The sequence below is a fragment of the Paenibacillus xerothermodurans genome, from assembly GCF_002220865.2.
Taxonomy (GTDB): domain Bacteria; phylum Bacillota; class Bacilli; order Paenibacillales; family NBRC-103111; genus Paenibacillus_S; species Paenibacillus_S xerothermodurans.
The window spans coordinates 645,152-668,597 of record NZ_NHRJ02000002.1 but is presented as its reverse complement, the minus strand read 5'-3'; the positions used below and the strand labels follow the sequence as shown (position 1 = coordinate 668,597).

The following is a 23,446-nucleotide window of genomic DNA, read 5'->3' as shown; positions in this document are numbered from 1 at the left end:
GAAGCACCTCATCATCCTGCTGTTGGCAGGGATGTTAAGGTGCTTCTCTGTTTCGTTACCTTCGGCACTGTTTGTTCATTTCCCGGGGAAGCGCAAAAGCCGACATGTTTCTACAGCCGCTCAGTTGACGACTCTGAGCAGATTGGTGATTTTGGTTTCCGTTTCGGAGTCCTCAATCGGCGTGTATATACAGCAGCGCAAATCTGCTTGGGCATACACCTGAAACGAAGTAAGCTCGAATCTCATGTTCCCCGCTTGCGGGTGGTTGACTTCACGAATTGTATTGGGATCGGTTGAGGATTCACCCATATGCCATAGCTGGCTGAAATGCGGGCTCGCCTGCTTACAGTGCCGGATGAAATCATCGTACCAGGGATCCCAGCGATACTGTCCTTGGTAATTGCGCAGCATGGTCAGAAAGTCCCCCGCAAAATCCTCCCAGTTGACGACCAATTCCCGGAGCTCCTGCTTCATTAGCGACAACCACACTATGTTGCGATCCTCCCGGATGAGCGGTCCAATCTGGTCCAATATGAGGCCGGCCGCTTTGTTCCAGCCGAGCAGAGTGCAGTAGCGGTCGGCGATGAAGGCCGGGCAGGGATTTAAGTAATCGAGGATGCGCTGCAGCGTAGGATCTATTACCGGCGGCTCGGCATCAAAAAAATGTTCTAAGGTATGTATCCGATCAATGTCGAAATATGCCAAGTCATGTCACTCCAAACATAGTCGTAAGGCTTGATTATAAATTATGCAGGCCGAAAAAACAATCCGTAATCTGATACGTGTTGTTGGCATGCGGTGACAATTCAGTGAAGAGGCGTGCTGAAAGTAAGGATAGAGCAGCAAAATTGGAAAGTTATGGCCCGGCCACATTGCGGGATCGAACAATCCGACATTTTGTGAGTAGGCTCACCGGCTTTTTGGGTAAGGAAATATAAGGAACCAAATGAAGTATACCTATCTGAATAGAAGCAAAGGAGCGATGTGTGATGACTGTGCCAATTCAAGCGTATTTCAGGACGGAAGACGACGCGGAAGCCGTAAAAATACTGCTGCAAACGTATGATGTCCATAATTTGGAGACCGGCAGTGCCGGTACGGGGGAATACGACCGCCGCGGCGCCATAGTGTCCCCTCTAGCCGCGGGGCTCGGTACCTCTGGAACCGGATATGGGACTGATACCACCGACGTGCCCGGGCAAACACGAGGTTTGGCTCCGATCGCAGCGTTAGATGCGATGGATAACGGGGAAGACGACATAACAGATCGCAAACATGTGCTGTCGGTGCAGGTGCATGAGAAGGACTACGATGAAATAGCGCATGTGATCAGGAGAAACGGCGGCCATATTCCCGAGAAAACGGAGTAATGGGTTCGCTGGCGATTAACTTTGCAATCGTCCGGGTGATGGATGCAGCCAGTACCGAACAAAAAGACCAGCAGATCCAAGCCGACGCCGAAGCTGGCGCACGTGTGCGATCAGGCTGGTCTTTCAACATACATGCCAATTTTATATCTAGCCGCTAGACCAACTTATCCGGATTAAGGTTCTCCAGCTCCGGCACGACAAAGCGGCCGTCTTTGCGGATCAACCTGTCGTCGAAATAAATTTCACCGCCGCCCCATTCAGGCCGTTGGATGAGCACCATATCCCAATGTATGCTCGATACGTTACCGTTAAACGCCTCATCATATGCTTGCCCAGGGGTGAAATGCAAGGATCCGTCAATTTTCTCGTCGAACAGAATATCTTTCATCGGCTCTTTGATAAAAGGATTTACACCAATGGCGAACTCACCCACATAACGGGCGCCCTCGTCCGTGTCCAGAATTTTGTTCAGACGTTCCGTATTATTCGCAGTCGCCTCCACGATCCGCCCGTTTTCAAACCGCAATGTCACATTTTCATATACAAAGCCGTTGTATGGGCTGGGTGTGTTGTATGCGATAATCCCGTTTACGCTGTCTTTAACAGGCGCAGTGAACACCTCTCCGTCAGGTATGTTCATCGTTCCCGGGCATTTGATAGCGGGGATACCCTTGATCGAGAAGGTCAGGTCGGTACCGTTTCCTTTGATCTGAACCTTGTCCGTGTTGTTCATCAGTTCGACCAGCGGGTCCATCGCCGCGCTCATTTTGGAATAATCCATCGTGCATACGTCAAAATACAGCTTTTCAAATTCCTCTGTGCTCATTGAAGCCAGTTGGGCCATCGACGGGTTCGGATACCGGAGAACAACCCATTTCGTATTTTTGACCCGGATCATCGAGTGAACTTTGTGGTTGTACAGCTTGTTGTAAAACTTCATCTGCTCATCCGGCACGTCGGACAGCTCATAAATGTTATAGCCGCCGCGCACCCCGATGTAAGCCTGCATCATCTTCATTTGATTCGCGTCATATTCCGCCCATGTCGTAATTTGCTCTTCGGTTGCATCAAGCAGCAGCTCGCGGATCACTTGATGATCGCGCAGATTAACGTACGGCCGTCCGCCGGCCTTATGTACTTTCTGCACCAATGCCCGCACCAGGGCGTTATCGATGCCAAAGGCTTCTATCAACACATTCTCACCGGGCTGAACCTTTGTTGAGTAATTCACAAGCACGTCAGCCAAACGTTCTAATCTTGGATCTAACATTCCACTCACCCTTTGCTTTGGATTTTGTATTATTATATTCCTTTTCGCCGGATAACTCTAATCGCGCGGTGTGTTCCATTTGCGATACTGCAGAGGGGACATGCCGCACAGCGCTTTGAAAATACGTCCGAAATGCGTGCTGCTGTCAAAGCCTACTCTTTCGGTAATCTCGGTCACGGACAAGCGGGTTGTCTTTAGCAGCCGCTGCGCATCCTGCACACGAAGCTGATTCACATATTCGATTACGGTGAAACCGGTGACTTCTTTGTAGATACGGCATAGGTAAAACGAGCTGATATGAAAATGGTCGGCTAACGTCTTCAGTGACAGCGGCTGACGGAAATTTTCGTTAATGTGCTTAACCATATCCGATACTTTGCGGTGAAGCGTGGTAGGATGCTCGGCGATTTTGTTTTTGCGGTCGGTATGGCGGATGTGGCGGCTAATGAGCAGCAGCAGTTCGCCAAGCAGCACCTTGATGTAACCCTCGGCGTCCGGCTCCGCGTGTTTTTGCTCCCAAAGCATTTTTTCCATAATAGATTCGATCATCATCAACTCGCGCGCATCAGGGTGAAGCACAGGCCCTTCTTCAAACACAGTCAACAGTCCCGGGGCCACCTCATCATATAAACCTCGCATGAATACTTCTTTAAAATTGATCAAAATGCGCTCGTGGCTGGGTGAATCCGATTCCATGGTTTTATGCAGGACGTTGGGCGGAATCAGCACCAGATCGCCTCTTTTTACCCAATAGGACCGGTCCTTAATAAAATAAAAGCGCTCTCCGGAACGCATATAGTAGATTTCATACGAGTCGTGAGCGTGATTTTGCGTCATATTAAAAGGCCCGGTGCGTACCGAGTGGTGCAGGTGAAAAGGGTCTGTAGGGGCGAACAGCGCCCGCTGCGGATCCGTCGTGCTCTGTATATCCATCTCAACTACCTCCAGAGTCGGTCTCGTGCGATAGCAATATAAGTAGAATTTGTTGCAATGAAAGCAATTAACGTGCTGTTTTCACATATTTATTGCGGTATACTCACCATAGCATAAAGGAGGAGGTTGAAACAATGTCAAACCGCAAAAAATATGCGCTGATCGGCACCGGCGGCCGGGCAGGCTTCTTTTACAATGCGATCGCCCGTGATTTCAGAGATTCGTCCGAGCTGGTCGCCTTCTGCGACGTGAATCAGACACGGATGGATTTTGCGAATAAATCTGTAGGGGAGTTCGGTGTCGGACCGCTGCCGACATACAAAGCTCACGACTTTGATCGCATGATCGAAGAGACGAAGCCCGATGTCGTCATTGTCACCACAGTGGACCGGACGCACCATACTTACATTATCCGTGCCATGGAGCTGGGCTGTGATGTAATAACGGAGAAGCCTATGACGGTGGATCAAGAGAAATGCCAGGAAATTCTCGATGCGGTAAAAAAGACAGGCCGCAATCTGCGGGTAACATTCAACTACAGATACTCTCCACACAACACCAAGATCCGCGAACTGATCGAAGACGGCACCATTGGAGATGTGCATGCGGTTCACTTTGAATGGCTGCTGAATACGAAGCATGGGGCGGACTATTTCCGCCGATGGCATCGCGACAAGCGCAATAGCGGCGGGCTGCTGGTTCATAAATCCACCCACCATTTTGACTTGGTCAACTTTTGGCTCGGCACACAGCCGGCGACGGTATTCGCATTTGGCGACTTGATGTTTTACGGACGGGAAAATGCGGAAAAACGGGGTGTGACGAGCTTTTATTCCCGCGCCCATGGCAGCGAGCATGCAAAGAACGACCCGTTTGCGCTGGATCTCGCAGCCAATGATAAGTTGAAGGCCATGTATCTTGATGCGGAGCATGAAGACGGTTACTTCCGTGACCAAAGCGTGTTCGGGGACGGTATCAGCATTGAAGACACGATGGGAGTTATGGTGCGATACCGCAGCAAGGCAATTTTGACGTACTCGCTTTACGCCTACGCCCCTTGGGAGGGGTTCCGCGTCGTGTTTAACGGCAGCAAGGGCCGCATTGAGATGAACGTGGTCGAGTCATCGTATGTGAATTCCGGAGGTGAACAAGCATTGGAGGGCGCGGTGAAAGGAAAATCGATCATCGTCCATCCGATGTTCGATGCTCCGTATGAAGTTCAGGTGGAAGAGCGGGCAGGCGGCCATGGCGGCGGTGACCCGGTGCTGCTGAACGATTTGTTCGGCACACCGGAGCCGGACAGGTTCAAACGGGCGGCGTCCCACGTTGACGGAGCTATGTCGATCCTGACCGGCATTGCAGGCAACCGTTCGCTGAAAACCGGTCTCCCGGTGAAGGTTTCTGATTTGGTGCAGTTTTAAGCAGCAAGCCAATGTATCGGTCAGCTTGCAGGGTGAGAGCCGTTCAACGCAGCTTGCGATGGACGGCTTTTTTCACTTGTCCGTTCACATTAACGCGGCTTGGGAGTGAGCAATCTGGGTGTCACCGGCACGGGGATGAAAAGAAAGACCACAACCATGTAAGTAACTCAGATGCCGATGCCGCGCGGGTATTCCGCTGGAATTCGTTTTGCTATAATAAGCACAGTGTTTTAACGTCCGGAAAAGAGGAATCACACCATGAGTCGGATCACGGAAACAATCTGCGTTACTTTTATCGGTGGAGTGCTGTTCACTCTTCTGCATGTACCGCTCAGCTGGATGCTGGGTCCTCTGACCGCTGCGGTTGTGTGGTCGTCGCTGGTCCGCCGCCGGTTGACGTGGCCCGGTGGGCTGCGCAATGCGGGCTTGGCTCTGCTTGGCTACAGCATGGGCCTGTCATTCACGATCGACAGCGTAATCTCTTCACAGCTGCCGCTCATGTTGCTGGCAACTGCGCTCACTCTGGTGTTCAGTCTGGGTGTCGCTTACATCACCGCAAGGCACACTGGCATCAGCGGTGCAAGCAGCGTCATTGGCAGCGTGCCGGGAGGATTGTCACAGATGGTGGTGCTGAGCGATGAAGTAGAAGGCGCGGACACGGCTGTGGTGGCCTTTATGCAGACCATCCGGCTGCTCGCGGTGGTGTTTGTGGTGCCTTTCTTAGCCGTGCACGGTTTGGCTGGGGGTGAAGGTACCGGTTACGCACCTGTAGGGAATGGGGAAGGCGGATACGCTATGCCGCTAGGAGCGCTGCCTGGGGCGGGCGGACACACTGCGATGCAGGGAGTACCAGCCGTGACGGGTGGAGACACTGCGATGCAGGGAGTACCAGCCCTGACAGGCGGAGACAGTGGGCTGCTAAGTTCGCTGGCTGTGGCAGCACACACGGTGGTAGACAGGCCGCTGTTTTGTCTTCTGTTGATGGCGGCCGTGATCGGCGCAGCGTGGATGGCGGGGAAGCTGCGCTTTCCCACGCCTTATTTTCTGGGCCCCATAATTGCGGCTGGAGTGATCACCGTGCTCGGGCTTGATCCGCCGACGCTGCCGCCCTTGGTGGTGATACTCGCACAGTGGTGCCTAGGTGTTTCGATGGGTTTAGGAATCAAGCTCAACAGCTTGAGCAATTGGCGGCGCCTGCTCCCGTATTCACTGCTAGGCAGCATAAGCGTAGTTGCCTTTTGTTGGACTTTATCCTATGCTTTTAGCCTGCTGCAGCCTGTCTCTATGGTCACAGCATTTTTAAGCACCGCTCCAGGCGGTATGACTGAAATGGGCGTGACGGCTACCCTCGTGGGCGCTGACGTGTCGTTAGTGGTCGCATACCAAATGTTTCGCATTTTGTTCATCTTGTTCATTGTGCCCTACGCACTGCGCTGGGGCTTCCGGCGTTACGGCGGCGGTGGCAAAGCCGCCGGCACAACAGCGGACAGGTGACCCTAATCTCGCAGTGATTTATCGCCAGCTAAAACGCCCTGGCTGTCCGTTGAAGCCTTCCTGAACTTCGATCACTAATTGGCGGGGTATGCTCTGCACCGCATCGAAAGCGGCGCCTTGGACATCCCGGAATTCCGACAGCGGGAGACTCGAGGGGCCGCGCGGCACAATAGGGCTGGAGTAGAAGTACTGTTTGTTTAGCGTGATCGAGACATTTTTCCACACGTAGTCGTTTTGGTTATCCACGATAATATGCCGCTTGGTGAACGATATCGATGGGAGCAGGTCCTGCGTTTCAATGGCTGTCGGTTGATGCGTGCAACCGGACACAACAATCGGGCACGCAATGACGCATAACGCGATTAGCAGCGCACGTACAGTTGACAGCTGAGGGTGAGCGCAAGGTGGATGCATGAAGAAACGCGGTCGTACTGCACAAAATTTACTTGTATCCCCGTGAGGTGGCCTTACTGGGTTTAAGCTCATGCTTGAATTCGGCTCCTTTCGCTGACAAAGGTGAGTTGGAGACCGCAATGCACTGACAGCTGGGCACCGCCTTTGTGATAGCCTGATATGGGGCGGTTGGCTGACCTATTTTTTATAAGATAAACTCATGTCAAACCACATCTCCGGAGAGTCCGGGTGGCTCGTATGAACCTCCACTGCTAGCGTGTTCACGCCCGGAACGAGCAAACTCCGGTAGTTCGCGATGGAAATTGTTTCGAAAATGCCCCCATCGTGAGGGGACGCCAGGGAGCGGTGGTCAACCAGACCTGCTTGAATTGAGTCGCGTGCGATTTCCACTCCGTTTAGGTAGGCGACAAAGCCGTCTTCGAACGCTGTATGCAGCAGCCATTCTTTGGCGCCGGTCGCTTCTTGGTCGAGTACGAACGTTTTGCGGAAGTAATACACCGGCGACTGCTGCTGCGGGGGGAGCGGTGTGCGGATATTCCGGCTCCGTGTGCCATCCACGGAGCGGCCGAATGGCGCGCGCGCCCAGTGCCAACCGGAATCATCATATTCCGGGCTGCGCCAGTCCTCGCGCGAGGGGGGGACCTGACTCCGGGCAGGCGTCTCCCCGGTCAGGTCCAGCCCTTGCGGTACCTCGGCGCGGACATCGGGTCCGCCCGCGCGGTACCGCCACATGGCGCCGATGCTAACCGGCGCCTGTTCCTGCACAGCAGCCGTCTGGCGCAGCCCGGCTGCATCAAGCACCAGCCGGTCCGCGTCGCGACCGGCGCTGTCTGCGGGCAGCGACGCCTCCAGGCGGCTGCCCTGGCCGTGGACCATGAGCGGCTGCCCGCCTTGGCTGCCGCTCATGGTCCACTCCGCCCACCCGTGGTGGGCGGAGCTGCGGTAACCGGCCTCCGGCCGCACGGTTACCGCGCTTTCCGGCGCGTACAGACGCGCGCCGATGAGCACCAGATCGGCGCCGCTGGCGGCGAGCCGATCCCAAACCTCCGGCTGCGCCGGCTCCTGCTGGAGCAGCACGATCCGGTGCAGCTGCGGATTGTCCGCGGCGGTGCGATCCAGCCAATCGAGCTGTGCCGATGGCTCCTGTGCCAAACGCGCCGCGTTGAGAAACCAGAACCGCGCTTCGCCGTAGTCGACGAAGTACACGGTTCGGCCATATCCCGGCAGCTGTCCGTCCGGGATATGCGGAAACCGCTGCGCATCCGCTGCACCCGCGCCGCCTCCGTCGAACACCGGAAAGAATGAACGCGGCACTGGCTGTAACCCAACTTCATTTTGCTGCAGCCCCGGCACGGCTCCTGTCACTGCTTGATCCTGCTGCGCTGCATGGTTGACAGAGCCCGCCCAAAAGGAAACATGCGGATGCTGCTCCATTAACGCCAGCAAATGCTGCGTATCATGCGGCACTTGGGCGGCGCCGAGGTAAGCGAATGTCCAAGCGACTGCCGTGTGAGCGTGTTGCCCCCTTTCCATTACGCCGGTCAATGGGGGCTTGGAGACGAGCAGCGTCACACATAGGGCTGCAAATAAGCCGCCGAACAACAAAGTGATCGTATATCTTCGCCATCCTCGTGATTTTCTTCTCCCTTCGCGAGCCGTCATCATACCACTCCCCAATCAGTTCGCGTTATGCGGGCCAGCCGAAGATACGATGATAAACCGGCGGCCAGAGAAGCAGCCACAGGAGCAGCATGGCGCCGATGAAAACATACATCGTGAGCTTTAAATTGAGCTCCACCCGCTTTAAAGCGAAAAACAACACAAGCCAGCTGCCCAGCCATACCACAAGGGCAGCCATTTCTTTGCCTGCGTACGGCCCGATCCGCAGCCCTGCCGGCAGCCACGATCCCCAGCGGAGCAGTGTTGGATTGGCTTGGGCCGGGTCTGCGGCACTCCACCAATGAGCCGCTGTCAGCGCCGCCGCTCCCAGCCATACCGCTGCCAAGGCTGCGACCACTTCCCCGGATTTCGGCTGTTTGGCAGCCGCGGTTCGCCGCGGAGGGGAGGTAATTTTGTTCTCCCGTTCTCCGGATTCGTGTCCGAGCATATGATTTTCCCCCTTGCCTGATCAAACATATCTTATCTTCGCGAAGGCAGGCCTCCGCTCGTCTGCATGGAAACCTTTTTTGGTAGAATCCGCAGAACCCAGTCTCGTTTGGGCGTGGGGTAGCTCCGTCCGGATCCCGGAGTCGTTCGCCCATGGCGGCAGCTCCGTCCGGGTCCCGGAGTCGCTCGGCCATGGCGGTTGCATCACCCACTCAGGTTGCTACGCGAGCTTCCATTTGGCTAAAACCAAACCAAAGGAGAAACCGACAAATAAACAAAACCACATCATTGTGAGCAGCAGACCGATCACCGAACGAATGTGCCATGAGGTACTTGCGCACGCTGCAAATCTGCGAAGCAGTACGCTTGCTGCAATCCCCGGCGGGAAAGCGAGCAAACTGACGAATTCCTTGTATTCCATTATTACCCAATGCCCGGCTGGGGCGTGCAGTTTGAACCACTCCGCCGCTCCTTCCGGAGCTTGGTATCCGATGTAGAGCCAATTGCCTGCGATGAGAGTTGCGAGTATAAGCACATTAGTCATCCACAGGCGCCGCTCAAGTGTCGGCCGTACCGCGTCATTTCCTTTGGCATAGCCGTAATAAGCGTGCCATGTGTAAGTGGCCAGCAATAAGGTAAGAGTAGCCCCGAGACCGTGCAGCACTCCTTCTAACCGGTGAACGCCGGGAGCCAGAGCACTGGACAACGGAATAAGCAGCAGCGACACGAGAGCGATAAGCCCCTGCGCAAAAGCCAAGTCGCGGTAAGGGGAACTCAGCTTCATATTCATCCGCCTTCCTGCAGCCGGTCGTTATTTAACGCCGTACTGTGAATGAATCGATTTCATTTTGCTGCAGATCGTAGGTCTTGAACCTGGCTGTAGCGCCCGCCACATCCACGATCATATAATGATAACTGGCTTTGGGACCGGACAAGACCTGCTTGGTTTCCTTGCTTCCCGCATACAGTGGGGCACCGGCCCCGCCCAGCGTCAATTGATAAATCACGTTTTTAAAATGGTGGCCGCTCCCGTCGAAGTTAGCGTCAATCCGTCTACGGTTGTAATTGTGTTCATGACCGACAAACACCGCCGTCACATTATACCTGTCAAGAACTTCCCATAGAGCGTCGCGGGCGGCCGGATCACCGTCCAAAGAGTTGCCCAAATGTGCACCAACAGGGTACGCAGGCACGTGGACTTGCACGAAATAATGTGTTTTCTCCCGTGATTTGAGCAAACCTTCCAGCCAATCGAGCTGCTCCTTCCTGATTATATATTTGCCGCTTGCGTTCTTCCGGTTAGAGTTGAGAGTGATGAACCGGGCATTGCCGTGATCGAAGAAATAGGCGGTTCTACCGTACCCCTCCAGCTGTTCATTGGGGAGGGTTTGAAAAGCATCGGTAAATATTTTCTCATCATGCTCGTGATTGCCCAACGCGGGAAAGACAGAGGTCATAGGAAAGTAATCGTCTACCGCATTTCTCCACGCAGCAAGCTGGCTGGCGACATCCGATCCGCCCATTACCTGGTCGCCCGTGAACAGCACAAATTCAGGCGCTGGAGACTGCTTTTTGGCCATCTGCATCAACGTGCGCAGAGTGCTGTCATTCAAACCATTGGACAAGCCCCGGCTGTCACCCATCACCGCAAAACGGAACGGTTTGTCCAAAGGCGCCGTTGGCTGCGCAGGCGCGCCCGATCCCAAGCCCGGTAATTGGTCGGAATGCGCCGACCCGGGGGCCGGACGCTGCGGGTCTGCTCCTCCGGGGGATGAGGATGCAGCGTCCTGCCGGGACGTATGCTGTGATCCGGCGGGCGGAGCGCACCCGGCGATGAAGATCGCTGCTGCGATGACCGCCGCCACAGCACCAGTGCTAAATCGGCGGCGCGCTGCGGCAACTGCCACTTTAATCCCTCCTCCGTAACGCCAAACAATATTTTTTTGGCCTATGAGATGAAACTTTCCCGATGTCTACTGCGCCACTGCCGAATTTAGATAGCGCGGTGGTATTCCATGGTCGGGGGGGGTAAGTAAAGAGTAACAAGAAACATATTCAGAGACTACAACCTTAATAACCGAATAGCAGGAAGGACAAACAAATCGAATGTTCAGAGAGGTGAAGAGACTATGAAACGCATACTGAAAGCTTGTTTTTCGTTAGTGTTGGCAGCCGGAATGCTGGTGTCCGCGGGAACAACAGGCAGCGCCGCAGACGCTTCTCCGGAGTGGACCCGGTATCCGTTGATCGCCCATGCCTTGGGCGGAATCGATGGCGTTGACTATACGAACAGCCGGCAAGCTTTTACCCGCAACTATGATAAAGGGCATCGTGTATTCGAGATCGATTTGTCGTTGACAGAAGATGGACAATTGGTCGGACGCCATGACTGGATGCGGTACCTGGCCCAAAAGCTGGATCAGGAGATTCCGCAGGAGAAGCTGGATGAACCACTCACTTTGCGGGAATTCAAAAGCTATAAAATATTGGACAAGTATACTCCTTTATCGTTCAAAGATGTAGCACAGATCTTGCATGAACACCCGGACGTATATTTTATTACCGACACAAAGGAAACGGATCCGGAGCTTGTCAAACAGCAATTCACAATCATTAGGGATACGGTTGAACAAGTCGACCCTGCCATACTTGACCGGCTGATTCCTGAGATATATACGCCGCAAATGATGGACACGGTCAAAGGTATTATTCCATTCAAAAATGTGATCTTCTCCTTGTATTTAACTGAAATGACGCCGGATGAGATTGTGAGATATGTTCAGAACAACCAAATCCGCGTGGTAGCAATGCCTCCGGAGCGGGCACAAAAACAGTTTCTGCAAGATTTGAACAATGTGGGTGCTGTAAATTATGTGCACTCCATCAACGAGGCCGCAGAGGTGAAAAGACTGATGGATAACGGCGTCCACGGGGTTTACACGGATTTCTTGTCCTATCAGGATTTAGGCATCGACCCGACACCTTTGTATGCCGCTGCCGCTAAAGCAGCAAACGACAGCAGCGGCAACGAAGTACAGAAGCTGGACGCTGGCACAGCTGACGCCGGCTCCTCACCGGAGACGCAGGATATAGCGACGGGAGCTCCGCCAACCGTATGGGATAGACTGAAAGGCTTGTTCGCACAACTACTCTACTGACCGGGGGCTGGGTGTCACGCCGCATACCACGGTGAGCGTCTCCGTGATCAACTGCGATGGCGGCGCATCAAAACACCCAGGCGTGTCGCCCGCAAAACGGCTGTGCCCCGGTTACTTCACAAATGAGTGACCGGGGCAAAGCCATGCTCAGCTGTATTACTTCGTATGGAACGAATACACTTCCGACCTGCTTTGTCCGCCATACTGATCCCGCGCCACCGCAAACCAATGATGGGTTTGTCCGGGAGCGAGGCCGTGATACGCAACGGTGGCAGTGCCGCCGCTTGGGATTTCATGCACCTCGCCGATGAGGTCGTGCGTGCGCGAGTAGACGGCTATATAGTCAGTGGCCACTTGCTTTTCAATAGGCTTCAGTGTAATCGGGAGCACGAGCTCATCGTCCTCCGGCTTGAAGAAATTGTGTTTATTCAAGTAAGGGGAGTAGGTGTTGACGAACAACTGGCTGGTGCCCAAGTCAAATTGCAGCAGCCGCATGAAGCCCTGGCCGCCTTCAGGACCATTCTGGTAATCGCTTAACATCTCGAGCACATGACGGTCTCCGATTTTCTTCACATTGTGGGCAACACCGGGATTATGCCCGCCGAGCACCATAAATACGTTTGAGTTCGGCACGACGAGCTCATCCCATATCTGCTGTCCCTGACCGTAATAAGCTTTATTTGGTTTCAGGTATTCATGGGTGGCGATAATAGCGTTGCGGTCGGCATGCTTCTTGAGTACCGCATCCGCCCAGTCGAACGTTTTTTGATCGATCAGCCAGCCCAGATAAATGATGACAAAGTCGTTCCCGTTCACCGAGACCAAATCATAGTGATCCCGGTTATTGTTTAAATCCCCGCTAAAGGTAGGCTGACCTATGAAGCGGTCCCTTCCAAAGTACTTCCAGTAATCATCGTAAATTCCCGCATCATAAGCGACATCATGGTTACCGGCCACCACGCCATATGGAATGCCGGCATCATCCAAGTTACGCATACTTCCGGAGGCTCTTTCCCACTCTTCTTTGCTGTTCCAGTTGTTGACGATGTCCCCGGTATGAATCAGATAGCTCAGCTTTCTCTGCTTCCAATTCGCCACAGCCCATTCGATCATCCGGTCGAAGATGTTTGGATACTTTTCCGCGTAGTATTGAGTGTCCGACATCCATAGAAACGCGAAATCGTAATCTTCAGCGGTTGGAATTCGATCCTGAATCAGGACCTCAACCCGGCCGTTACGTATGAAAGGAGGGGAGAGCTTCCCATGCAGCGTGAAATCCTCGGTTCCTTTGTTCGAGTCCATGTCCTCCCAAACCGACTTATCGTGGTTCCACAAATACATGGTCACCAACCGCTCAGGCAGCGAATGGCCGCTCCAAACGACCTCGTCGTCGCCGGTTAGATTGTCCCCGACCTCTATAGAAAAACGGTGGTACGGAAATCTCTCCTTATCGTTGTTGACCAAATACTGCCCATCCCGGGAGGCCACCAAGCTGCGCTCTGCGGCGCTGAGGGCGTTTTCGCCGTCAAGCACCATCTGCAGCGGCGGTTCTCTGTCAGCGGCATGGGAGAAGGCTGCATGTGCGACTGCTTGCCCGAGATCGAAGCGGCGCGCTTTATAAAAAGACACATCGAGCGCATCGTCGGCGGTGTCACTCACCTGCACGCTCAATTCCGTACGGTCCGCATCCACGACGCTCAGGTCTGCCGGATGCACCGCCAATGGAGGTTTGGGCATCTCGTCAATTACTTGAAAGCTCACGGCAGCCTCTGTTTCATTGCCGGCTTTGTCCGAGGTCATAACCTCCAGTTTATGTGCGCCTGCCGTCAGTTTTTCAGTCAACACCTCCTCCGGCAGCACGATGACTTTGCCGTCCAGCTTCACAACGGTGTCGGCAGTGCCGGATCCCGCGTCATTGACTTTTAACGAAATGTTTACACTGTTTTTGTAGGTGTTGCCTTCTGCGGGTGACACGATCTGAACGCTGGGAGCGGTGTTATCCACCTGCACGGTGACAGCTTTGGATTTTTTGCCCGTTGGTTCATCGGCAATTAATTCCACCTGATGTGCGCCTTCCGGAAGCTGCCGTGTGTCCCAGATATGATAGTACGCACGGAATTTCTCGTCCTTTATCGTAAAAGTGAACCTTTTCTCGAGGGAGTTCGGCAGTCTGGAGGAGGGTGACCCGTCGCCGACCACATAAGTGGTAGATGTGTTATAGGCAGGGGCCTCCAGAACCGTTCCGTCTCCCAACTCGAATTTGAGAGAGCGAAAGCGCCAGTCATCATGCTCCATGGCTTCGTCCTCTGGCGACACCGTGCTTCCTGAGCGCATTATTACCTCGTTTTCGCCGGGCTTCAGCAAGTCTGCCGGAACGGGTATCAGCACTTTGGTGAATGTGGTCATATTTTCATTAAAAGTGTGAATACGCGCGCCGTTAAACCATACTGCATTGACATAACCGTTACCGCTTTCAAGATCACTGACTTCGAGCGTCAACAGTGCCTGCTGCTCCATCACCGGCTTTAATGGCGCTTTTATTCCGTCGATCAGCAATTCCATCTCCTGCTCGGCGGATGAAGCGGTCGCCAGTATCGTTTTTGATCCTTGCACGAAGTCGCCGTCATCCAACGACAGTGAGAATGAGGTGTCCTCGGCTGACAATTGCCGTACCCCGGGTTTATCGAACACGGTCCATCGCACAAGCCAGACAAGCGTGATAACGGAACAAATGACGGCAAGCGTGATCATTAATTTTTGTCCGGTCCGGATATGCTGGGTGTTCATGAAAGCGTTCCCCCTTTTAAAATTAAACGTGATCCTGCGGCTTTTTGTTACAATACTAGACAATTAGGCCACGAAAGACGAAATTCCAGAGCAAAAGCAGAAGAGCTCAGAAGGCAGGGCAAGCCGGCCAACTGGACCGCAGGTGCGGTCTTCGTCACCATTTTGGACCGTCGGTGCTTTGGATTTGTTGGCTGGTTTACCGCGTCACGTTGACATTAACCGTTCCGCTGCCTTTTTCATTAATAACCAATGCTCTGATGCACTAGACCCAAGGATAAGGGTGTATGATTGGTCCACGCTGAGCAGGGTTAATTAAATCATAAGCTTCCGCATTTGCCTGTCGATCAGGATCCACGGAAATGGAGGGTTAACATGCAAACGATATGGAAAGGCGCTATTAGCTTCGGTTTAGTCAACGTGCCGGTGAAAATGTACACGGCTACCCAGGATAACGATATCCCCATGAGGATGCTTCATAAGAAATACAACGTACCGATCCGTTATTTGCGCACCTGCCCGAAGTGCGAGCAGGAGGTCAACTGGAGTGACATTGTGAAAGGCTACGAATATGAGCCGGGGCACTATGTCACCTTTGACAAAGAAGAGCTGGAGAAGCTTGCTTCCGAGAAATCCAGAGAAATCCGAATTCTTGATTTTGTTCAGCTGGAAGAAATCGATCCGATTTATTTTCAAAAAAGCTATTACCTCGCCCCGGAAGAAAACGGCCAGCACGCCTATCAGCTGCTGGTGAAAGCATTGGAGACGACCAAAAAGATCGGCATCGCCAATATCACTTTGCGGTCGAAGAGCAGCTTGGCGGCGATTCGTGTGGTCGACGGTGTGTTAACGATGGCGACGATGTTTTATGACGAGGAGATACGGCCCAAAGAAGAAATTCCGAAGTTCCCGAAGGAGCAGCAGGTGGACGACCGAGAGTTGGAGATGGCCAAGATGCTGATCGGACAGCTGACTACCGAATTTGATCCTGGCAAGTATGAGGATGCTTACCGCGAACGTTTGCTGGACGCGATTGAGGAGAAGGTCGAGGGCAAAGACGTTACCTTCGCTCCGGAAGAAGAAAAAACACATGTTATCGATTTGATGGATGCCCTGCAGGCCAGCTTGAAACAGATGAAAGGCACGACCGACAAAGGGACAGCCCGGAGAGAAGCCAAATCCAAAGAGAAACCGAAGGCCGCAGGCAAATCCTCCGCCAAATCCGCTTCTAAATCCACCGCCCGCAAGCGCGCCAAAAAAACAGGAGCCTAACCAATGCGATCGTTTGTGCCGATGTCCCCTATTTTGACGGACCACCTGCCTGAAGGAGAAGGACATGGGGATACAGTCCGTGCCGAAAACATCGGGGGCGACAGGTGTGCAAATTTTTATACCGGTTACAGAAGCCCAGGGGATGACGCCTCAAGCTGTTAAGATGTCAGGGAAAATCACGTTGTTACAAAGTAAAGGGTGTGAGTATGATGCAACCGACTGTGGAAGCTTCGACCAGTTCGTCCATGCAGCTCACGGAAGGATGGGCAAAGGAGCTGCAAACGCTATATTGCAATGCAATAAAGTATGCCGATGCAGCAGTTTCATTCAAACATCCGGAGGACGTGCACCAAGCGCGAGTGCATATCCGCAAGCTGATGAGCCTTTTGAAAGTCACCGGAGATAGCGTAGTGCGCGACAGCCTGCTTTCTTCGCTGCGGAAGGCGCATAAGCTGCTCGGCCGGATCCGGGATCGGGACGTGCTCATTGCCTCGTTCAAGCAAAGGCGGAGGGCGGCCGTTCACAAGGAGCGTCGTAAGCTGCTGAAAGCGTTCATCCGTCATCAGAAGGACGAGCGCAAGCAGGCGCGCAGCCGGGCGAAGGCGAAGCTCCCCAAACTGACAAAAAAGCGGATTGCAAAGCAATGGGCTGCCTTCGTCAAACATGAATTGGGCGGCTCGCCGCAGCACGAACAAATGAACAACTATCTGCTTCAACTCGAGCGGCAATTCGATGAACACCGTATTCACTATGAGCAGAGCAAGCAGGGCCGGGGGATGACTGACGCCGAGACGCTGGAGGCTCTGCACAAGGTGCGGCTGCAGGTAAAGGAACTGCGCTATTTTCTAAAACATGTGGATTTGGCCGACAGTGTAGATATACAGCGCAAACGCCAGTACTACGAGCAGCTGCAGGAGTCGCTCGGACGGATCAATGACCGCAGGGTGTGGATTGCCCGTTGGAACGACATCGGTCCGCGCAAGCTGGAAGCTGATCCGGCGGCTTACCGCGCAATGGTGAGAGAGCTGGAGGAGGAGCTCACTCAGGAAATAGGGCGGCTGCAGATCGAGCGGCCTGCTATCGATTCGCACACGGCCTGTTACCAGATTAGGGGGGAAACGGATGAGCAGAAGGCTATTGGTTACCGGAGCGAGCGGCAGAATCGGAAAATGTCTGACTGAGGGATTACGAGGCCATGGCTATGAGATCATAGCTGCAGATATAAAGCCCGACCCGGAGCTAGGGGTAGTGGAGCTTGATATCGTTAATGCCGGCAGGCTGATAGAGCTTACCGAAGGTGTGGACACTGTGCTGCATTTCGGCTGGGCCAAGGATGATGAGGATTTTCTCGGCAAAGTGCTGCCGATCAATGTCACAGGCGCGTATAATTTGTATGAGGCAGCTCGGCACAATGGGGTGAAACGGGTTATTTTTGCAAGCTCCAACCATGCCACGGGCTTTTATGAGGTGCGCGATCAAGTGTACCCGGACGAGCCCTGCCGGCCCGATAGTTTTTATGGCTTAAGTAAATGCTACATCGAGCTATTGGGTAGGCTGTACGCGGATAAGTATGGCGTGTCGTCAATCAACATTCGCATCGGCAATTTCTCGGGCGATCACCACCCGCATTCTGAACGTGCGGCGCATATCTGGATATCCCCTCGTGACATGGTGCACCTGGCGGTGTGCTGCATTGAGACCGACAGCCGCATCGATTATCTCACTTTGTATGGTACATCCGACAACAGGGACAATGACTACAACATCCATTATTTAAAAGAAGTCATCGGTTATCAGCCTGTGGATGACGCAGCAGATTTACTGGCACAGGCAAAGCTCCGAAACGAGCGGATTGCGCAGGATGAGACTTATTATCAGGGCGGCGCGATGGTGGATAAAGAGCAGCCGGTCGACCGGTAGAGAGGCTTTCACACAGCTTCGTTTCCTACGAATGGGTAGAAGGACCTCTCCTAACCTGCTATAATGGTGGGTAAAACTGAGGTGAATGCAATGGCTCACAAAAAAAGCCGGGCTCACGCGGCGAAGCCTGCCGCCCAGGAGAAAGCTGCGACACTGAAAGATCTGCTGAACCCTGACGTGCTGAATAAGCTGAAAGAGCAGTCGGAACAATTGAAGACGGAAGAGCAGGGTCGCCGGGAAGCACAAAGGGCGCATGCTGAAGCGGCGCGCAAAGCCGAGCAAAAACGGCTGGACAATGATTTCGAGTATCTGCTTAACAACAGCAACGTTGATTGGCGTAAATATAAATAATTCGGCTGTGCGCTGGGCTGCTGTGCTGGTGACAATGAAATAAGATTGGTGTAAAATCCGCGTATGTAAGCGGATTTTTTTGCGGAGCACGGCAGGTTGTTTGCCCTGTGCTTCGAGGTGATTTGTTTTCCGCACTTGCGATGGTCATCGGAGGCCAGCGGTTAAGCGATGATCCATTGAATTCGTGCTTGTTCGTCCATAGGGAGGGGTATTTCTGACTTGTTCAACTAGAGTAGGCCTGGATGTGGGAGGCACGCTCATCAAAATCGCCTATTACAATAATGAAAAGCTGGAGCTGCTTAAATTTCCAGCTGTACATATGGATGCCGCCGCAGAATGGATTCAACTGCACTGCGCTCACGCAGAGATACACATGACGGGCGGCAGAGCGGAGATGTTCCAAAAGCTGATTCCACACAGCGTGCTGATTATGAATGAATTTGACGCGACCTGCCGCGGAGTATTGCATTTATTGTCCGAGTCTGGTCAAAGCGTCGATTCTTTTATTTTAACCAATGTGGGAACGGGGACTTCGATCCACTACGTGAGCGGTAAGGTGCAAACAAGGGTTGGCGGAACAGGTGTCGGCGGTGGCACTATGATGGGGCTATCCACGTTATTGGCCGGGATTAGCCGGTTCGAGGACATCGTTCGTCTGGCCCCTGAAGGCGACCGCGGCAACATCGACCTGAAGGTCAGCCATATTTACGAAGGCTCCGAGCCTCCGATTCCCGGAGATCTGACGGCCAGCAACTTTGGCCGGGTTGTGCAAGTCCCGACGGCAGAGAGAACCGCGGCCGACTATGTGGCGTCGGTCATAGGACTCATCGGCGAAACGGTCACCACCGCCAGTATTTTCGCCGCCGCCCAGTACAGCGTCTCTAATGTTATTTATATCGGCTCTTCCTTCGTGGACAACGCAATGCTCCAAGAAGTGGTGATCGATTACACCAAACTGAGGGGCGCACAGCCGCTCATATTGACCAACGGCGAATTTAGCGGGGCCATAGGGGCTTTATTGGCATTCAATTAATTCATGCCGTCGCACCATAAGAGAACGTGAGAACTCCTCGCCCAACGTGAGAGCTTTTGGCACGGCCGGGCGAATCAATATTGGGCATGTCACAACTACCAGTTACAGCGAGCGTTTGGTGATTTGGCGTAATCTTGATATCATACAAGTAGACGACGTAGTCCTATAGATGAAAAAACAGTTGCGTGACGCGGCGAACATAAATGCCACGCGGCACTTGACGCAGAGGAGGAAGCGAGAGTATGGAGCAAAATAAATTCGAATTAGCCACATTCGCCGGCGGATGCTTTTGGTGCATGGTGAAACCGTTCGATCAGATGCCAGGCATAATCAAGGTGATTTCCGGATATACCGGCGGACATAAAGAAAATCCGTCGTATGAAGAGGTGTGCGAGGAGACAACGGGGCATGCGGAAGCCGTGCAAATCGTGTTCGATCCCAGCATCATGTCGTATTCCAAGCTGGTTGAGATTTTTTGGCAGCAAATTGATCCCACGGATATAGAGGGGCAGTTTCACGATAAGGGACATTCGTATCGAACCGCTATCTTTTATCATAATGAACAGCAGCGGCAGATAGCGGAAGAGTCGAAGCAGGCGGTCCAGGCAAGCGGAAGATTTGACAAGCCGATCGTCACCGAGATCGTACCGGCAGGCACATTTTACCCAGCCGAGGAGTATCATCAGGACTACTATAAGAAAAACCCTTTACGTTACAAAATGTACCGGAAAGGCTCGGGCAGGGATGATTTCCTCAAACGACATTGGGCTCCGAAGAAAGACGAAGCAGAGCTCAGCAAATTGACTCCTATGCAATTCGAGGTCACTCAAAATAACGGTACAGAGCCGCCCTTCCACAACGAGTTTTGGAATCACAAGGAAGAGGGCATTTATGTCGACATAGTGTCCGGACAGCCGCTGTTTTCTTCGAAAGACAAATTCGATTCGAGCTGCGGATGGCCGAGCTTTACCAAGCCGGTAAAAGAGTCAGCGGTGCAAGAAGAAATCGATTTGACCCACGGAATGGTGCGTACCGAGGTTCGCAGCCAAGAAGCCGATTCACACTTGGGGCATGTTTTTAACGACGGCCCGGGACCTACCCGATTGCGCTATTGCATCAATTCCGCGGCGCTGAGATTTATACCGAAGGATCAGCTGGAAAAGGAAGGCTATGCCGAATACTTAGCGTTGTTCAAATAAATAGTCATATTCAGTCAGCGCCCTTCATCGTCGTAGGGTGCTTTTTTTCATTCGGGGCATTATTGACAACGATGTGGGAGAAAATTATACTCATAATTAGCACTAGATACTAATACTAGGTAATAATTCGAATTGAGGAGTGGACGGACTTGTTCCTGCAGAAAGCGAGCATTACCGCCCTTGGCACCTACGTCCCAGAAAGAAAATTGACCAATTATGATTTGGAAGGGCTCGTCGACACAAGTGACGAATGGATCGTGCAGCGCACCGGCATCCGTGAACGCCGAATTCGCCGGCCGGATGAATATACCAGCGATTTATGCGTGGCTGCGGTGGCCGATTTGGTCCACCCAACTCAACGGAGTCGAGCTCGGCTCCAGCCGATATCTGGTGCAAAATGGCAAGGAAGTGTTTCGATGGGCGGTGCGTACAGTCCCTGACGGCATTCGCTCATTATTAGAAAAAGGCGGACTCACCGCAGGCGAGGTGGATTGGTTTATTCCGCACAGTGCGAATTTGCGGATCATCGAGCCGCTCTGCGAGAAAAGCGGATTTTCCATGGAAAGGACTTTATACAGTCTGGTTCGTTTCGGCAATACGTCGGCGGCAACCACGCCGCTCGCGCTGGATCTCGGGCTTCGTGCCGGCAGAGTCAAGAGCAGGGACCGCGTGCTGCTGTACGGGTTTGGCGGAGGCTTGGTTCAGGCCGGCTTACTGTTGGAGCTGAAACTGCCTGCGCCGGTGAATCCACCTCGCATTTCCTACGAAATTGACTGAGTAAAGCGGGCCCCTCTCGCTTTCAACAAATGAGTTGATGACATGTCTAACTCATGTTTATGTATTTCTGATAGAACAGCAACGCAAACAAGCGCATCGTAAACTGCATTGATGTCCAGGCAGCCGACGATGCGCTTGTTTATTGACCAATTCTTTTATAACATGGAATTCGTACATAAAATAGAAAATATCATAAACAATTCCAAAAATTGCACTTGGAGGCATCATGTCTAATTCGATTTTACTGCTGCTCACGGGAGATATCAGGTCCGTTGATCCCGTGCTGCAGGAACAGGTATATGCTGAGTTTTACCGGTTGGTCATCCTATGATTATGTATGTAGTGAAAGAACATACCGCGGCGGAGGATATCATTCAGGACTCATTTATAGGGATCATCCGCAAATGCCCGCACGATGTGAACCGGGCCCGGCTGAAACCGTGGCTGCGTGCCATCGCCCGGAATACAACGATCAGCTATTTACGGAAAAATAAAAAAAAGCGTGACGAACTCCTTTCCGAGGACGTCTACATGGAAAACGCCATTCCTTTAATGACTGGCCACATAAATTCCACAGAATCTCAAATTGAAGCGAAACTGTTGAAGGAAGCTATCATTCATTATATTCATCAATTGAAACCGATTCACAGGCAGGTTATCCAAATGCGTTGGATCGAACAATTATCCTATAAGGAAATGGCAGAAAGACTGGGTGTGTCGGAGGAGAAAATACGCCAATCATTATTCCGGTCGAGAGAAGCAATTAAGCGAAAAGTGCAGCAGGAATGGAGGGTGGATGACACATGAGCAATTCCGATTTCGATGCCGACTTTGAACGGTTGTTCGATGAAGCGGCCGAAGATAGTGACCGAATGATGCCCTTCGTCATCCCAGAGCCACGCCCTTCTTGGATGGCCTTGCACACGAAACTGCAGAGGGAGTTGCGCACAGCAGCTTGGATTCGAACGGCCAAGTGGGGCACGCCGGGCAGTGGAAATCGAACTGACCGGCGGTGAATTGCTCAAGATGGTGCAACGGCTCGAACGAGCTCCGGTTTTGATTGTGATGACGCGCCCCGCTCAAGAGACATGCTCGATTTTCCAACAGAAAGGTGCTACAGTAAATGATATCCACACGATGTTGACAAAAGGAGACAACAGCTGCAATGATTATACTTTTCATTTTGTTCATCCTGATTATGGGGTCTTTCTACAGCGGGGCAATGCTCACCTTGTTTCAGAAGAAGCACAAGCTCAGCCTTTTGCTTTTTGTGTTAGGCATAATCACGACATTCCTTTTTTATTACGCGATTTTTGCAGGTTGGGTAACGCCTCCGCAGCTAGGCTGAAGCGAGCTTGCCAGCGGAAGCACATTTTGCTTGTTAATGGTCCAAGGCACAACCCTTTCTTCCTCCCGTCACATACAGTATCAGAGACAAGTAGGTTATTGCAGGCGATACCGCTTGAACAAGATTACTGGCAAAGGACTGGGATCTGTATGGAAAAAGGAAGTAGGGCACGGCAGAGTCAAGCTTCCAAGCGTTCATCCAAATACCGAATAAAGGCGAAGCCCGCGCGCATCAACCAACGTCCCGCCGTGAAACGTCCCAAACCGCGGTACGGGGCATCCCCTGAATTTGACGGGCTGTTCAACGTGCCGCCGGAACCGGCATATGATCGCGAACAGGCGAATCTGAGCGCGTGGAACGCGATTTCCACCGGGTGGTCATTTTTCAACGGCATCGGTGGTCTCGACGGGATTATGGCGTGGATGACGAAGGTGCAGAAATTCTATAAGCTGTGTCAGCAGATGGGACCGATGTTCAAATTGATCGGGTTGATCGGCGGGCCGAAGGCACAAACGGCGAGTCTTCGGGCGCTCCCAGCGGCTGCCCGGACGACCGCCGGCAAAAAGAAGACAATCAAAAAAAGAGGCAGCTAATGT

The 23,446-nt window shown here is 52.9% G+C and carries 22 protein-coding genes and 1 pseudogene; 14 read left to right on the top strand and 9 right to left on the bottom strand.

Annotated elements, in window-relative coordinates; all coding sequences use genetic code 11:
• Positions 1 to 120: 120 nt before the first annotated feature.
• Positions 121 to 705, bottom strand: coding sequence for an MmyB family transcriptional regulator (locus CBW46_RS06860; protein WP_089199246.1), 585 nt, complete (start codon positions 703 to 705; stop codon positions 121 to 123).
• A 284-nt stretch (positions 706 to 989) separates the two neighbouring features.
• On the opposite strand from CBW46_RS06860, the gene CBW46_RS06855 reads away from it, so the two are divergent.
• The gene (locus CBW46_RS06855; protein WP_243633192.1) at positions 990 to 1,370 is read left to right on the top strand and encodes a RidA family protein; all 381 of its coding nucleotides are present in this window, start codon (positions 990 to 992) and stop codon (positions 1,368 to 1,370) included.
• A 154-nt stretch (positions 1,371 to 1,524) separates the two neighbouring features.
• Here CBW46_RS06855 and CBW46_RS06850 read toward each other — a convergent pair whose 3' ends face one another.
• Positions 1,525 to 2,640 (bottom strand): aminopeptidase, encoded by a 1,116-nt coding sequence (locus CBW46_RS06850; RefSeq protein WP_089199244.1) that lies wholly within the window; start codon positions 2,638 to 2,640, stop codon positions 1,525 to 1,527.
• A gap of 57 nt (positions 2,641 to 2,697) precedes the next feature.
• Entirely contained in the window at positions 2,698 to 3,573 is an 876-nt protein-coding gene (locus CBW46_RS06845; RefSeq protein ID WP_089199243.1) for an AraC family transcriptional regulator, read from the bottom strand.
• A 134-nt stretch (positions 3,574 to 3,707) separates the two neighbouring features.
• Between CBW46_RS06845 and CBW46_RS06840 the strand changes: the two genes are divergently transcribed.
• Positions 3,708 to 4,994 carry a Gfo/Idh/MocA family protein gene (locus CBW46_RS06840; RefSeq protein WP_089199242.1) on the top strand — a complete coding sequence of 429 codons (1,287 nt, stop codon included), beginning with the start codon at positions 3,708 to 3,710 and terminating at the stop codon, positions 4,992 to 4,994.
• A 258-nt stretch (positions 4,995 to 5,252) separates the two neighbouring features.
• Positions 5,253 to 6,488, top strand: a complete 1,236-nt coding sequence (locus CBW46_RS06835) for an AbrB family transcriptional regulator (protein WP_089199241.1) — start codon at positions 5,253 to 5,255, stop codon at positions 6,486 to 6,488.
• A gap of 18 nt (positions 6,489 to 6,506) precedes the next feature.
• Here the strand turns inward: CBW46_RS06835 and CBW46_RS06830 are convergent, their stop codons facing one another.
• From CBW46_RS06830 to CBW46_RS06810, 5 genes are all read right to left on the bottom strand, one after another.
• Positions 6,507 to 6,734 carry a hypothetical protein gene (locus CBW46_RS06830; protein ID WP_165842211.1) on the bottom strand — a complete coding sequence of 76 codons (228 nt, stop codon included), beginning with the start codon at positions 6,732 to 6,734 and terminating at the stop codon, positions 6,507 to 6,509.
• A 345-nt stretch (positions 6,735 to 7,079) separates the two neighbouring features.
• Complete coding sequence (locus CBW46_RS06825; protein WP_133253934.1) at positions 7,080 to 8,567, bottom strand: hypothetical protein; 1,488 nt, start codon at positions 8,565 to 8,567, stop codon at positions 7,080 to 7,082.
• 22 nt (positions 8,568 to 8,589) lie between these two features.
• Positions 8,590 to 9,009: a hypothetical protein gene (locus tag CBW46_RS06820; protein WP_089199238.1), complete on the bottom strand. Its 420-nt coding sequence runs from the start codon at positions 9,007 to 9,009 to the stop codon at positions 8,590 to 8,592.
• A gap of 219 nt (positions 9,010 to 9,228) precedes the next feature.
• Positions 9,229 to 9,792 carry a hypothetical protein gene (locus CBW46_RS06815; protein ID WP_243633191.1) on the bottom strand — a complete coding sequence of 188 codons (564 nt, stop codon included), beginning with the start codon at positions 9,790 to 9,792 and terminating at the stop codon, positions 9,229 to 9,231.
• 31 nt (positions 9,793 to 9,823) lie between these two features.
• A complete protein-coding gene (locus tag CBW46_RS06810) occupies positions 9,824 to 10,915 on the bottom strand; it encodes a metallophosphoesterase family protein (RefSeq protein WP_243633190.1) in 1,092 nt (363 codons plus the stop codon).
• Positions 10,916 to 11,137: 222 nt separating this feature from the next.
• Between CBW46_RS06810 and CBW46_RS06805 the strand changes: the two genes are divergently transcribed.
• Entirely contained in the window at positions 11,138 to 12,166 is a 1,029-nt protein-coding gene (locus CBW46_RS06805) for a phosphatidylinositol-specific phospholipase C/glycerophosphodiester phosphodiesterase family protein (protein ID WP_089199236.1), read from the top strand.
• A 156-nt stretch (positions 12,167 to 12,322) separates the two neighbouring features.
• Here CBW46_RS06805 and CBW46_RS06800 read toward each other — a convergent pair whose 3' ends face one another.
• Positions 12,323 to 14,953 carry a metallophosphoesterase gene (locus CBW46_RS06800; RefSeq protein WP_089199235.1) on the bottom strand — a complete coding sequence of 877 codons (2,631 nt, stop codon included), beginning with the start codon at positions 14,951 to 14,953 and terminating at the stop codon, positions 12,323 to 12,325.
• 372 nt (positions 14,954 to 15,325) lie between these two features.
• On the opposite strand from CBW46_RS06800, the gene ku reads away from it, so the two are divergent.
• The 10 genes and pseudogenes from ku to CBW46_RS20975 all read left to right on the top strand — a co-directional run bounded on the left by ku (position 15,326) and on the right by CBW46_RS20975 (position 23,443).
• On the top strand, positions 15,326 to 16,222 hold the full coding sequence (ku, locus tag CBW46_RS06795) for a non-homologous end joining protein Ku (protein WP_089199234.1): 897 nt from the start codon (positions 15,326 to 15,328) through the stop codon (positions 16,220 to 16,222).
• A 206-nt stretch (positions 16,223 to 16,428) separates the two neighbouring features.
• Complete coding sequence (locus CBW46_RS06790) at positions 16,429 to 17,403, top strand: CHAD domain-containing protein (RefSeq protein ID WP_089199233.1); 975 nt, start codon at positions 16,429 to 16,431, stop codon at positions 17,401 to 17,403.
• Positions 17,345 to 18,142 carry an NAD-dependent epimerase/dehydratase family protein gene (locus tag CBW46_RS06785; protein WP_089199232.1) on the top strand — a complete coding sequence of 266 codons (798 nt, stop codon included), beginning with the start codon at positions 17,345 to 17,347 and terminating at the stop codon, positions 18,140 to 18,142. The genes CBW46_RS06790 and CBW46_RS06785 overlap by 59 nt, the downstream gene beginning before the upstream one ends.
• 90 nt (positions 18,143 to 18,232) lie before the next feature.
• On the top strand, positions 18,233 to 18,493 hold the full coding sequence (locus tag CBW46_RS06780) for a YqkE family protein (protein WP_089199366.1): 261 nt from the start codon (positions 18,233 to 18,235) through the stop codon (positions 18,491 to 18,493).
• A 214-nt stretch (positions 18,494 to 18,707) separates the two neighbouring features.
• The gene (gene coaW / locus CBW46_RS06775; protein WP_089199231.1) at positions 18,708 to 19,526 is read left to right on the top strand and encodes a type II pantothenate kinase; all 819 of its coding nucleotides are present in this window, start codon (positions 18,708 to 18,710) and stop codon (positions 19,524 to 19,526) included.
• A 242-nt stretch (positions 19,527 to 19,768) separates the two neighbouring features.
• Complete coding sequence (gene msrA, locus CBW46_RS06770) at positions 19,769 to 20,725, top strand: peptide-methionine (S)-S-oxide reductase MsrA (RefSeq protein WP_089199230.1); 957 nt, start codon at positions 19,769 to 19,771, stop codon at positions 20,723 to 20,725.
• 149 nt (positions 20,726 to 20,874) lie between these two features.
• Positions 20,875 to 21,502, top strand: a pseudogene (locus tag CBW46_RS06765) (3-oxoacyl-[acyl-carrier-protein] synthase III C-terminal domain-containing protein).
• A 327-nt stretch (positions 21,503 to 21,829) separates the two neighbouring features.
• Positions 21,830 to 22,309, top strand: coding sequence for an RNA polymerase sigma factor (locus tag CBW46_RS06760; protein ID WP_089199229.1), 480 nt, complete (start codon positions 21,830 to 21,832; stop codon positions 22,307 to 22,309).
• On the top strand, positions 22,306 to 22,518 hold the full coding sequence (locus tag CBW46_RS06755; protein ID WP_089199228.1) for a hypothetical protein: 213 nt from the start codon (positions 22,306 to 22,308) through the stop codon (positions 22,516 to 22,518). The genes CBW46_RS06760 and CBW46_RS06755 overlap by 4 nt, the downstream gene beginning before the upstream one ends.
• Complete coding sequence (locus tag CBW46_RS20975) at positions 22,493 to 23,443, top strand: hypothetical protein (RefSeq protein WP_133253932.1); 951 nt, start codon at positions 22,493 to 22,495, stop codon at positions 23,441 to 23,443. Before CBW46_RS06755 ends, CBW46_RS20975 begins: the two co-directional genes overlap by 26 nt.
• Positions 23,444 to 23,446: the final 3 nt, after the last annotated feature.

Bases quoted from the DNA above. Each gene is read 5' to 3' on its own strand.
- CBW46_RS06850 (WP_089199244.1), bottom strand. From the start codon at position 2,640: ATGTTAGATCCAAGATTAGAACGTTTGGCTGACGTGCTTGTGAATTAC.
- CBW46_RS06835 (WP_089199241.1), top strand. From the start codon at position 5,253: ATGAGTCGGATCACGGAAACAATCTGCGTTACTTTTATCGGTGGAGTG.
- CBW46_RS06815 (WP_243633191.1), bottom strand. From the start codon at position 9,792: ATGAAGCTGAGTTCCCCTTACCGCGACTTGGCTTTTGCGCAGGGGCTT.
- CBW46_RS06825 (WP_133253934.1), bottom strand. From the start codon at position 8,567: ATGATGACGGCTCGCGAAGGGAGAAGAAAATCACGAGGATGGCGAAGA.
- CBW46_RS06805 (WP_089199236.1), top strand. From the start codon at position 11,138: ATGAAACGCATACTGAAAGCTTGTTTTTCGTTAGTGTTGGCAGCCGGA.
- CBW46_RS06760 (WP_089199229.1), top strand. From the start codon at position 21,830: ATGATTATGTATGTAGTGAAAGAACATACCGCGGCGGAGGATATCATT.
- CBW46_RS06820 (WP_089199238.1), bottom strand. From the start codon at position 9,009: ATGCTCGGACACGAATCCGGAGAACGGGAGAACAAAATTACCTCCCCT.
- CBW46_RS06845 (WP_089199243.1), bottom strand. From the start codon at position 3,573: ATGGATATACAGAGCACGACGGATCCGCAGCGGGCGCTGTTCGCCCCT.
- CBW46_RS06800 (WP_089199235.1), bottom strand. From the start codon at position 14,953: ATGAACACCCAGCATATCCGGACCGGACAAAAATTAATGATCACGCTT.
- CBW46_RS06855 (WP_243633192.1), top strand. From the start codon at position 990: ATGACTGTGCCAATTCAAGCGTATTTCAGGACGGAAGACGACGCGGAA.
- CBW46_RS06785 (WP_089199232.1), top strand. From the start codon at position 17,345: ATGAGCAGAAGGCTATTGGTTACCGGAGCGAGCGGCAGAATCGGAAAA.
- CBW46_RS06790 (WP_089199233.1), top strand. From the start codon at position 16,429: ATGATGCAACCGACTGTGGAAGCTTCGACCAGTTCGTCCATGCAGCTC.
- ku (WP_089199234.1), top strand. From the start codon at position 15,326: ATGCAAACGATATGGAAAGGCGCTATTAGCTTCGGTTTAGTCAACGTG.
- msrA (WP_089199230.1), top strand. From the start codon at position 19,769: ATGGAGCAAAATAAATTCGAATTAGCCACATTCGCCGGCGGATGCTTT.
- CBW46_RS06840 (WP_089199242.1), top strand. From the start codon at position 3,708: ATGTCAAACCGCAAAAAATATGCGCTGATCGGCACCGGCGGCCGGGCA.
- CBW46_RS06755 (WP_089199228.1), top strand. From the start codon at position 22,306: ATGAGCAATTCCGATTTCGATGCCGACTTTGAACGGTTGTTCGATGAA.
- CBW46_RS06780 (WP_089199366.1), top strand. From the start codon at position 18,233: ATGGCTCACAAAAAAAGCCGGGCTCACGCGGCGAAGCCTGCCGCCCAG.